Origin of the sequence: Suicoccus acidiformans, assembly GCF_003546865.1 — a bacterium.
GTDB lineage: Bacteria > Bacillota > Bacilli > Lactobacillales > Aerococcaceae > Suicoccus > Suicoccus acidiformans.
This window is the reverse complement of sequence record NZ_CP023434.1, coordinates 398,587-410,611: the sequence shown is the minus strand read 5'-3', so window position 1 is coordinate 410,611 and position 12,025 is coordinate 398,587. Positions and strand designations below refer to the sequence as shown.

Sequence of the window (12,025 nt, the reverse complement as noted above, 5' to 3'; positions counted from 1 at the left end):
GAACCTTATAACGATTCTCTCTCAACTAAATTATTTCTTATAATATGTCTAAGTTGAACCGGTTCTCCATTAAGTTGATCTAGAGTTAATTCAATAATAGTGTGACCTAACTCATTATAATTTTGCTCGATAGCAGTTAGTGCAGGAGTTGTTACCTCCCCTATTCGCCAATCATCAAAGCCAGTTACGCCAATCAATTCACTATTAACTAAAGATGTTTCTTTCAAATTTAATAGTAATTTCTGAAGAACATTCCCATTAGCAGCAAAGAAAGCTGTTTTTTGACTAATTTCAAATACTTTTAGCCTTTCTGAAAGTAACGGGAAATCGACTCCAACCTCCCAAAGCTCAACAGTACCTTTTTCTTCAAATTCCGCTTTCATCGCCATATATCTTTCAAAACGAGGACTAACTTCTTTAATTGGCTCAGTGACATGAATTACCTGTTGATAACCTTTATCTATCAATAACCTAGCTAGGCGCTTAGTTGACTCGATGTTATCGGTTTGAACAACTGCCCATTCTTGATCCTTCATCGTACGGTCCAATAAAGTAATTGGGAATGAACTAGTTGCCAATAAATCATAATTGCTCGAATCGGATGATACAGGTTGCAGAATAAGTGCATCAATATTATTATTCAACAATTTCTGGATAGCATCTCGCTCGGTCAAGAGATTATTATTTGCGTTCATAATAATTAATTGATACTGACTATTAGCTAAGGCATCAAACATCGCTTGAATCAAATAAGCAGTATAAAGGTTACTAATATCAGCAACCACAAGTCCAATCAAGAAACTACGATATGACTTTAAACTCTGGGCTTGTCGATTAGGATGATAATCTAATTCTTCGATGGCACTTTTAATAAGAGATTTTGTCTCATCACTCATTTTGTCATACCTACCGTTGATATATCGAGAAATTGTTGTTTTCGATACCCCAACCCAATCTGCTACATCTTGTATTGTCACCTTCTTCATATGAATCTCCTTTAAATTCATTGTAATCGGTTTCTTATTCTTTGTCAACCGGTTTCCTAAATAGATATATTCTTTATAAATTGGATAATATTCCAGAAATAAGCTGACTAAGCATGAAGTAAAGGTTAGATAGATTTACTAATATAAAAATATTGGATAATTTCAGTAAGATGGACGAGTATGTTGACTCATTCTTCTTACTTAGATAAACTATCGATTCTTATACCCAAAGTTTGGAATATTCTTCCAGCGATCAGTTAAGTAGCGGACAACAGATTTCGGTTCACGCTCACGCGTGAAGATACCTTTCTTATTACCTTGAACACGTTGGATACCGAATTTCGTCTGGAAATCAGAGAAATTCCATAATTGCTCACCGACGAAATTGTTAATTTCATCAAAGACTTTACTATTCATAATGTAGTAGTCTTCTTGGAACTCTTCAGAGAAAGGCTCACCATAGACTGAGTGGAAGCCAGCTACCGTATCTGCCCCGTACTCTGTATACATGATTGGCTTCTCTGGGTATTTCTCTTGCCATGCTTGGAGCTCACTGCGAGTATCTGTTTCAGCTTTAGCCAAGTCTCCGGTACCAATATACCATCCGTAGTAACGATTCAAGCAGATGACATCAACTAAGTCGGTGGTTAAGTCATGCTCAGGCGTCGACATCATGATGGCAATATAGGTATTCGGACGCTGTTGCGGATCTAGTTCTTTCGACAGGTCAAAGAGTGGCTTGAAGTATTCGTAAGCTCCTGGTGCATAGTTAGCTGCTTCATTGGCAATGGACCACATAACCACACAGGCATGATTCTTATCGCGGGCAATCAATTCACGCAAGACTTGTTCATGGGCTTCATGGGTTTTCATAACTGACCAAGTCTTGTCATTCTGGAAGTCTTCTAGGTTCAAAGCATCAAAGCCGAAGCCATCCAAGAGTCCGACCGCCGGCACTTCATCAATGACTACAATACCTTCCCGATCACACAAGCGCATCATTTCTTCAGAATACGGATAATGTGACGTGCGGATAGAGTTGGCACTCATCATCTTCATCAACCCAACGTCTAAGACGTTATATGGTTGATTTAAACCACGGCCACTGACATAAGTATCTTCGTGTTTACCAAAGCCTTTGAAGTAGAATGGCTCACCATTAATTAAGAACTGACCTTTCTCCACTTTGATATCCCGAACACCGAAGTCTTCATAATAGACATCAAGGTCTGCCCCATCTTTAACGAGGGCCACTTCTAAGGTATACAGATAAGCATTTAAAGGTTGCCATAAATTGACTTGATCAAGCGCAAGCTGGGCTTCCGCTCCTTCGCCATTCGCCACTTCTTGGCCCTCTTCATCAAAGATTGTCAGGCGCACGGAATCATAATCCCCTGTTGCTTGAACCGTCACTTTTACGTCGGCCGACTGGTTGGCTAAGTCAACTACTGGCACAATCGTAATATCGTTAATGTGAGCTACTGGAACGGAATATAATTTTACTGGACGGTGTATTCCTGAGTAATTAAAGAAATCAAAATTTTCATCAACATGGCGAACAATTCCGCCATTCTCATCCGTCGTTTCAGAGTAGTTCCCTACTGGTAAGGTTGAGTAATCCAGTAAATTAGAAACGCGGACCGTTAGTAAGTTCTCTCCATCAGTCACTTGGTCTGTAATGTCAGCCTCGAAAGGTGTGAAGCCACCCTTATGGTAAGCCACTTCTTCTCCGTTAACATATACCCAGGCTTCATGGGTAACTGAACCGAAGCGTAAGATTAAGCGGTCATCCGCTAAGGTATTTGGTACTGTAAAACGAGTTTGGTAATTGAAGAAGCCAGCGTGTTGGCGTAATTCTGTATCAGGAATTTGATCGTTATAAGAAGCTGGTACCGCCACGCGGTAGGCATCTGCTAAAGGCTTCGCCGGATCATCTTGGAAGTTATCATCTACTTTGAATTTCCAGATACCACTTAAGTCCATAAGCGTCCGTGTTTGGGTTTGAATTGGATACAACATATTCATTCCTTCTTTCTAGGGCTGAAATCCATTTTATAGTCTGTAATTATTTATCCCACTTTTCAATTTTTAGTAACCATTTGTAGTAAGCAAGATATGCTCTTTATTAGGTCGATGTATTTGAACATCTACACTTAATATAATTTATTTATGCTACTAACCTTATACTGAAGAATATTTAGTTATTTCAGTTTCTCGGAAATAACAATAATCTATACTGCTCTATACACCTGAATAAGCAGCAAAGCCACCATCGATTGGTAAGATTACACCATTGACAAAGCTGGCTAATTCATTACTAGCTAAGAAGAAGACTGAACCAACCATTTCATCTGTTTCTCCGAAGCGTTCCATTGGTGTATTGCGCAAGATCTTCTCAGCGCGTTCTTTCGGTGTGCCGTCTTCATTGAATAGGAGGTCACGGTTTTGGTTTGTTACTAAGAAACCTGGCGCAATCGCGTTACAACGGATACCGACTTTCGAGAAGTGAACTGCTAACCATTGAGTTAAGTTAGAAATGGCTGCTTTAGCACCTGAGTAAGCTGGGATCTTAGTTAATGGTGTGAAGGAGTTCATACTTGAAATATTGATGATGTTAGCGCCTTCTTTATTAATCATATCCTTCGCAAATACTTGCGTTGGCAGAAGGGTACCTAAGTAGTTCAAGTTGAACACGAATTCAATTCCAGACTTATCTAAGTCGAAGAAAGTCTTAGTTCCTTCAGGTAAATCTGTCTCGTGGAATTCATTATCTGTATTAGCACGGGCATTGTTACCACCAGCACCGTTGATTAAGATGTCACATGTTCCTAAGTCTGCATTGACTTGCTCACGTACACCTTCTAGAACTTCTAAGTCCAATACGTTAGCTTCATAAGCTTTCGCTGTCCCACCAGCTGCTTCAATTGTGTCAGCATAAGCTTGAGCTGCATCTTTATTTAAGTCTAATAAGGCAACTTTCGCTCCTGCTTGGGCAAATTCTTCGGCGATCTTACCGCAAATCAAGCCACCTGCTCCGGTTACGACAACTACTTTGCCTTCAAAGCTAATTTCGCGTTGTACCATCTATAAATTCTCCTCTCTAATTCTCACTTCAAAAAATGCTTCCGCATTGCTGTACAAATACCTTCAATAAATGGATACAACAGTGCTTCATTATCTGGCACTTCACCTTTATCTACCCAGTCACCAACCAATGAGCAGAGAATACGGCGGAAGTAGTCATGACACTGATAAGACAGGAAGGAACGTGAGTCTGTCAGCATACCGATAAAGTTAGCCAACATTCCTTATTCAGCCAAGGCCTACATTTGATCCAACATTCCTAATTTCATATCAGCAAAGCACCAAGCTGACCCAAATTGCAATTGACTTTGAATACCTTCTTCGTTTGCTTGATAGTTCTGCAAGGTGTTCGCCACTAAGATGTTATAGGTTGGATTAACCGGATGCCAAATCATCTTAGGTAACTTACCGTCACGACTTAAGCGGTCTAGGAAAGCTTTTTAATTCTTGCCAAGGCCTGTCTGGTCTCCCATTGAGTCAAAGCCTGTATCTAGCCCTGTTTGGGATGGATACGGTGTATTATTACGCATTGGGCCAAAGTGAACTTGGCTAGCAAAATTGCAAGTTTTATACAAGCCGTTTAAGGCAACAAAGATTTCTGTTTGCCACTGCTTAGCTTCTTCGCTCGTGATAGCTTCGCCGTTCAAAGCTTTTTGTAAGATGCTGTCTAGTGTAGCTTCGTCTGCTTCGGTATATTCAACCGCACCGAAACTGATGTCGGCAGCCTTACAGCCCATTCCTTGTAATCTCAACCCCTGTCTTCTCAGCAAGAGCTTGGTTAAATGTTTGAAAGTTTGCATAATCAACAAAGACTTCATCTGCCGGAATATTGGTGCAACAACTTTCTCAAAGTCAGCATCGTCTTTCAATTTCTGATGCCAATCCAAGTCATCCAATGGATGGACAGCCGTACCACTGAAGTTAACATTAGTATTTTTAATTAATTGACGTGGACTAACTCCATACTCTTGAATATAAGCATTAGTTTGCTCATAGATAGCTTGTCAGTTGTCTGGCGTAATTGCTTCTTCGATACCAAAGACGACCTTCAATACCATATCAGACCAGTGATAAAGCGGATTTCCGAAAGCCTTGCTAACTGTTTCAACAAAGGTTTGGAATTTCTCTTCTTTGCTAGCGTCCCCGGTAATATATTTCTCTTGCACACCATTAGCACGCATTAAACGCCACTTATAATGATCCCCACCTAACCAAATATCGACAATATTGTCGTAAGGTTTATCTTCATATATTTCTTGGGGATCTAAATGGCAATGATAGTCAAAAATCGGCTGATCCTTAGCTACTTCATTGTGAAGTTTCACAGCGCTAGGATCATTCAACATAAAATTCATGTCTTTAAATGCTTTTTTCAATCCTTTCATATCTTTACCTTTTAAAGACACTATTGCTATTATACATCTCAAACCAGTAGTGTTCCATAAAAGTAAAAGCATTTAATACTTTAAAATTATCTCGCTTCCGAAACATTGCTGTAGGTCTTCAATGAAAAATACTGACGCAAGCGAGGGGTCTGAAAAATTCAAACAAGCGTTCCAAAATCTGAAGGATTCGGTATTTTTGAACGCTTTTATAAGTGCGCCTGGCATAGGCAATATCTCAGTGGCGAAAGTCCACTGTAGGCTTGGTAGCAGGAACTGCTAGCTGAAGGCAAGGATATCCGTCGTGAGGCGGAATCTGAAGGAAGCCGGTGGCAAATACTTGCGCTGACGAACAGAAACTTTATATCAAGGCTGAGGCAGATGGATGAGCTTGCAGTACAAAGCGAACTCCGATACTACACGAAATCTGTAGCAGTAAATAAAGCAACGACATGAGTAGAAAGTTATTGCGCTTACCCGGGGAGGTCTCATGACCATCATCAGACATAGTAACAACGAATCATGAGAAGTCAGCAGAAGCCATAGTATGTAACAAAGTTACTGAAGGGCTGAACAATAATTCATCTTGAAGTAGACAAGGAGGCAGATGTCGACTCCTCAATGACCGAAAACACTCGCGATTAAGTTCAAATAAGGGGTGACTCAATGTGGAGGGGATGAGGCTGGAAGTCGAAAGAGTAAACATTGGGGTCAAGGACGACACTAAGACTATGAAGAAGCAAGATAATATTTCTGAACGATGAATAAACCTCATGGCAACGCCAGAAAACTGACAACTGGCGTGCGAAAAGTTTTATGCAAATAAAAGAGCGTCTGGTATGAATGGGGTGACCGTTGATGATATTGAAGAACATATATCAGAATATGGCTCAGCCATTCTTCGGAAAGTGAAGGATGGAAGCTATCAACCCTTACCTGTAAAGCGGGTATGTGTCACGAAAGAGAATGGAGCTAAACGAGCGTTAGGCATCTCGGTAGTTCGTGACCATATCGTCCAACAGATGACATTAAACATCTTAGACGAGGTTGCTAAAAAATCCAAACAAGCGTTCCGAAATACCGAATCGCTCGGATATTTTGGAACGCTTGTTTGGTGTTCAGCATTCTCCTTGCCCATTAATAAATTTTTATGCCCAAAGTTCTTTTATCTTATCTTTAAGCTCTTTGGCTGCCGCTGCTGGATTTTCAGCTTCTGTAATCGCACGACCTGCAATAAACGTATAAACGTCTACTCCCTTAAATAACTCGATTGTCTCAAGATTAAGTCCACCGGTTACAGAAACCTTAAAGCCCATGTCAATTAATTTTTGGACTTTCTCTAAATCTTTCTCACCCCAAGTAACTCCTGCTAACAAAGCATCACGGCTTTGGTGGTACACCACTTGTTCGATGCCGTTATCTAACCATTCTTGGGCCTGTTCATAAGTCCAGTCACCATATAACTCTACTTGAATATGATCAATTTCTTTTGCTGCTGAAGTCATCGTTGCAACTTCTGCTGCACAGATACACGTCATAATATCTGCCCCTTGGTTCTTACAATTTCGAGCAATGGTTGTTCCTGCATCTGCACATTTGGTATCAGCAACGATTGGTTTGTCTGGGAATAGTTTTCTTAGAATTTGAACAACTTCACTTCCCACTTCTAACATTAAGACTGTCCCTGCTTCAACAATATCAATTTCATTTCCAACTGAAACCGCTGCTGCTACTGCTTCTGCCGTATTGGAGTGGTCAAGTGCTACTTGTAAATTTGGAATTGCCATAGGTTACTCCTCTTTTCTGCTTAATAATTATAGGAATGAATCATACGGTAAATCTTGTTCATGTTCGAAGTGATCATGGAATCCTCGGTCAAACATAAAATGGATTCTATTTGTGTCACGCGGATATTGGTATTCTCCCCCGACTTGCCAAACGAATGGCTGGAAATTATATTGTAAACGGTCTTTCTTAAACTCCCATAATTTAACTATTTCCTCAGGATCGGCATAGAAGTTTGTCCAGATGTCATGATGCACCGGAATAATCACTTTGGTTCTTAACGCTTCTGCCATACGCAATACATCTGCAGATGTTAATTTATCATGTATACCAACTGGATTTTCTCCAAAGTTTGCTAAAGCTACATCAATATCATGTTCCTTACCATGTTTAGCAAACATTACTGAATAATGTGAATCGGCTCCATGATAAAGATTTCCACCTGAAGTTTCAAATAGAATATTAACAGCCACTTCATCCATAGTGAACGGGAGGCCTTTCTCTCTAATACTATATTCTGGATCTTCAACGGTTATTAAAGCTGTGTTATCAAAAGCTTCCAATGCAACCACTTCAACTGCCCCAACGGTTACTCGATCTCCCGGAACAACCGTGACTGTTCTCTCTTCAGGCACGCCCCACTCGATCCACTTCTCCACAACTTTAGCTGGACCAATAAATTTAGCATCTGGACAGTTATTAGCTACAGCCGCTGCTGTAACAATATCTAAATGATCGGAGTGAATATGTGAGACAACTAATGCATCTACATCTTTTATTTCAAACGGATCTATCACAAATGGTTCATTTCTACGGTTAGGTTGCAGATTGCGCACTCCTGCCATCCTCATCATTTGATGACCTTTCTTCATCTGTCCGTCGCCACGGGTACGCTTACCTGTTCCATTCCACATATCCATAACAATGTTCGTACCTTCATGAGTTTTCAACCAAATACCACAACATCCAAGCCACCACATTGAGAATGAGCCTTCTGGAACTTCTGTGTTCGCAATTTCTTCATTCAAATATGTTCCCCATTCTGGGAAAGTTGCTTCAAGCCATGCTTGCTTTGTAACTTCTTCAATATGCTTCATTTGTTGTCTCCTTTTCTTACCTAATAAATCTTATACACTAACGTTACATTAAGCATAGCAACACAAACCTTTCAAAACAACGTATAATTATGTTCGAATTAACATTATATGTTCATTTAAACTTAACAAAGGAAGTTGTACGATTAATATGTTATAATTCTAGCAGGAGGGCACCCTTATGAGACAATCGAACAAACTAATTGCCGCACGTAGAAATAAAATTTGCGATACCTTAGCTAATAGCCAAGGTAATACATTATCTGTGAATGATTTAGCCAAATTATTCAATGTTTCCAGTATGACAATTCGCAGAGACCTCTCCATTCTTGAAGAAATGGGAAGAGTGCAAAGATCACACGGATCTGCAACACTCGTCAAAGAGCCGTTCTTTGAAGGATACACAGATAATCAGAATATTGAATCCATCAAGTGCAATCTTGCGAAAATTGCTGCAAGATACATCAAAGATGGAGATATCGTCTTTATTAATTCAAGTTCAACCGCTCTATTAGCACTTGATTATGTTGATAATCGAGATGTTCATTTCATTACTAATAACTTAAATGTTCATAAATTTGATATTAGTGACAGCAATACATTAACCATTACAGGCGGTGAATTACGGCGTCCTAAAGATACACTTGTGGGTAATTATGCTCTAGGCATGATAAGTGAAGTTTACGCAGATTTAGCAATTATTGGCACCTCAGGTATAAGTAGCGAAGGTGGCATTACGACCGAAAATATAAACGAAGGTAAGATAAATGCTCAAATGATTCTGAATGCTAAATTCAGTATAGCCGTGGCAGATTACCGAAAAGTTGACCACATTAGTAGCATTAAAGTAACACCTATTCACAATCTTGATTTACTCATCACGGATACTTATGCAGATGAGAAAGCTCTAGAAAAAATTGAGCTCTCCGGAGTATCCGTGATCCAAGTATAATTTGTAAGTATCTTAAATAGCCTTAGTCTATGAAAAGTCTAAGGCTATTTAGTTCACTAAACTTCAAAAAGCCACAGATGTCTCTGTGACTATAACGTTAGTGTGTATAATATTAAGAACTATTTTCCGAACCGGTCAACTAAATCTGTTCCAGCAATCGCTTCCTCAATTTCCTTAGCAGACATAACATTCTTGATACCGAGCACCGTTACCCCTTTATCTTTGGCTGAATCAAACATATTCACGAAATTCACTGGCGTTAGCACTACATCATAATTTTTCGCTGTTGATTTACCTTCAGAAATTGAAGTATGGTGAATATTGGTAATTGGGATATTTAACTTCTTAATCGCTTTCTCCGCACTCTTCATCATCATCAAACTAGTTCCTGATCCATTTGCACATGATACTAATACTCTCATGATTTCTCCTCCTATAATTTAATATTAAAGCTCATCGTTCGGCGTTAGAAACTGCTCTTCGTATGCATCGTAGTCTTCTACAATAAGGAAATAACCCTCTGGATTTCTTCTATATTGGATTTGTGGGATAGCAATAAGAATTAATGCTACAACTACAATACCAATAATACCTAAGAACTTCATAATTACTGTGAAAACAGGCCACACTGTTGCCCAATCAGCCATACCTAAGTATCCACCATACTGAGCAAGACCTACCCATGTGGCAATTAATGCAGACCCTACTACTTGGACAATTCCGTTAATGAACGGAAGAATAAAGGTGTACTTCGCCCCACCTCGGTTGTTAGCAAAGACGCCGATAACAGCGTTATCAAAGAAAAGCGGGATAAATCCTGCAACAACAATCGTCGGGGAATCAAATAAAATCAACAATAGAATCGCTAGAAATTGACCTAGAGCTCCTGAAATGAATCCAATTGTTACCGCATTCTGGCCTCCGAAACCAAAGGTCGCTGCCACATCAATACCTGGAACAGAGTTCGGCAAGAAGGTTTGAGAAATACCGTTAAATGATTCTGTCAACTCTCCAACGAAAGTCCGTACGCCCAATTGTAGAATGGCTAAATATACAGCGAAATATAAAGATGTTTCTAGAATATAGAAAAAGAAATTATCTGTCGCTGCCATAAATTCCGCCTCTACTAGATATGGTTTGCCTAGAAGTAGCAAGATGATTCCAAAGAATAGAGTCATTAAGATGCCTGTAGCTACCATATTCTCGTTAAACATAGATAACCAACCTGGTAACTCTATATCTTCTAAACGACGACTCGCTTGTTTACCCTTACGCTCATCTCGTTGACGTAATTTCTCAGCGATTTTAGCATTTGCAAAAGTCGCAAACATTTGTTGGTGAGCAATCGCAAACCCTGCACCTTCAGATAATTCTTGTGTAATATCAACTGTTAGGTTAGATCCAACAGCCCAATACAAGCCTAGTAGTATCGACATTACAATCAGTATTTCCCAGCGTCCCATTTCAGGGAAACAGAAGAATAGCAACCAGAATGCTGTTGCTGATTGTTGAATTTGAACATTACCTGTGGTAAATACCGCACGCATCTTCGTATATTTACTAAAACGAACCAATAGAATATTAACAACGTAGGCAATCAACAAAAGAACCATAACATCTCCGAATGATTTTCCTGCCTGCTCCATCGCTGCTTGGACAGCATTCTGTCCGAAATACGGGTCAATAACCATCGCAGATAAGTTAAATCTTTCCCTCAGGCCAACAATAATAGGCCTAAAGTTGCTCGTCAAACCGCCTGAACCAACTGTTAAGATAAGATAGCCGACAGTTGCTTTAATAAATCCTGCCAACGCTTCGTACCAAGGTTTCTTCAGTAAAGCGTAACCTATAAATACAATCAAACCAATTAGAAAGTGTGGTTTGGTCAGGATATTATCAACAAAAAACTGCCAAATTGATAATAGTATACCCACTGCTTACTCCTCCATTCCAATAAATTATTCTGACTTCATTAACTCCTCGTACTCTGCAATCGAGTCGATTTCGATTAATTTCTCTACAACTTCTTCATCCATTAATAATTCCATGAGATTGGTAATGTTTTCTAAGTGTTCATCAGGATTCTTGGCGGCAAGTGTAAAGAATAAGGTAGCAGGCTTCTCCTCATTTGTTTCTTGGTCTACGAATGTCACTTCGCTTGGAAACTTAGTGAAGCTGACTCCTGTACCAAGAACACCTGGACTATCCGTTGAAGCATGAGGCATTGCAATTTGATCAGCAATAACAATATAAGGGCCATGTTCTTTAACATTATTTACAATCTCTCCCGCATACTCTTCAGTAATATAACCTTTATCAATAAGAACACTACAACTTTGTCGCACTGCATCCTCCCAATTATCTGGTTGAGTGGGCACAAAGTTAATTAGGTTGTTCTCGTAGAAATACTTTAGCATCTTTAAATAACTCCTCCTATCTATCAAAGACACAGTTTCGATTTAAAATTGACCTACCCTCCCTCGTTACTTTATATATGTATCATACGTAAAAATAAAAACGTTTACAACGCATTTTTATGTTCTTTTGTTTGTTTTATGTTCATTTATACAGGATATTGTTGTTTTAGAGTGATTTTTTTGGTGTATATGAACATATAAACGAAAGATCGGTAACCCACATAATGTCAACCGAGCTATAATACTTACTTCTATAAATTTGTAAGACAATTTATTGTCTCAGCAGTAAGCGAATTCAACTTATACTCCACATTTAAGCATAAGA

General features: G+C 39.3%; 9 protein-coding genes and 1 pseudogene. 1 reads left to right on the top strand and 9 read right to left on the bottom strand.

Annotation, left to right across the window (positions count from 1 at the left end; all coding sequences use genetic code 11):
• Positions 1-5 precede the first annotated feature (5 nt).
• The 6 genes and pseudogenes from CL176_RS01935 to ulaG all read right to left on the bottom strand — a co-directional run bounded on the left by CL176_RS01935 (position 6) and on the right by ulaG (position 8,334).
• Positions 6-986: a LacI family DNA-binding transcriptional regulator gene (locus CL176_RS01935; RefSeq protein ID WP_162890770.1), complete on the bottom strand. Its 981-nt coding sequence runs from the start codon at positions 984-986 to the stop codon at positions 6-8.
• Positions 987-1,196: 210 nt separating this feature from the next.
• Positions 1,197-3,005 (bottom strand): beta-glucuronidase, encoded by a 1,809-nt coding sequence (gene uidA / locus CL176_RS01930; RefSeq protein ID WP_118989798.1) that lies wholly within the window; start codon positions 3,003-3,005, stop codon positions 1,197-1,199.
• A 222-nt stretch (positions 3,006-3,227) separates the two neighbouring features.
• Entirely contained in the window at positions 3,228-4,070 is an 843-nt protein-coding gene (locus CL176_RS01925) for an SDR family oxidoreductase (protein ID WP_118989797.1), read from the bottom strand.
• A 23-nt stretch (positions 4,071-4,093) separates the two neighbouring features.
• A pseudogene (locus CL176_RS01920) lies at positions 4,094-5,416 on the bottom strand (glucuronate isomerase).
• A 1,184-nt stretch (positions 5,417-6,600) separates the two neighbouring features.
• On the bottom strand, positions 6,601-7,239 hold the full coding sequence (locus tag CL176_RS01915; protein WP_118989796.1) for a 3-keto-L-gulonate-6-phosphate decarboxylase UlaD: 639 nt from the start codon (positions 7,237-7,239) through the stop codon (positions 6,601-6,603).
• Positions 7,240-7,266: 27 nt separating this feature from the next.
• Entirely contained in the window at positions 7,267-8,334 is a 1,068-nt protein-coding gene (ulaG, locus tag CL176_RS01910) for an L-ascorbate 6-phosphate lactonase (RefSeq protein WP_118989795.1), read from the bottom strand.
• A 178-nt stretch (positions 8,335-8,512) separates the two neighbouring features.
• On the opposite strand from ulaG, the gene CL176_RS01905 reads away from it, so the two are divergent.
• The gene (locus tag CL176_RS01905; protein ID WP_118989794.1) at positions 8,513-9,283 is read left to right on the top strand and encodes a DeoR/GlpR family DNA-binding transcription regulator; all 771 of its coding nucleotides are present in this window, start codon (positions 8,513-8,515) and stop codon (positions 9,281-9,283) included.
• 119 nt (positions 9,284-9,402) lie between these two features.
• On the opposite strand, the gene CL176_RS01900 is transcribed toward CL176_RS01905, so the two are convergent.
• From CL176_RS01900 to CL176_RS01890, 3 genes are read right to left on the bottom strand one after another with little or no spacing between them, the layout of a single operon-like run.
• Positions 9,403-9,705: a PTS sugar transporter subunit IIB gene (locus CL176_RS01900; protein WP_118989793.1), complete on the bottom strand. Its 303-nt coding sequence runs from the start codon at positions 9,703-9,705 to the stop codon at positions 9,403-9,405.
• 24 nt (positions 9,706-9,729) lie between these two features.
• Positions 9,730-11,217, bottom strand: coding sequence for a PTS ascorbate transporter subunit IIC (locus tag CL176_RS01895; protein ID WP_118989792.1), 1,488 nt, complete (start codon positions 11,215-11,217; stop codon positions 9,730-9,732).
• 24 nt (positions 11,218-11,241) lie between these two features.
• On the bottom strand, positions 11,242-11,700 hold the full coding sequence (locus CL176_RS01890) for a PTS sugar transporter subunit IIA (protein WP_118989791.1): 459 nt from the start codon (positions 11,698-11,700) through the stop codon (positions 11,242-11,244).
• Positions 11,701-12,025: the final 325 nt, after the last annotated feature.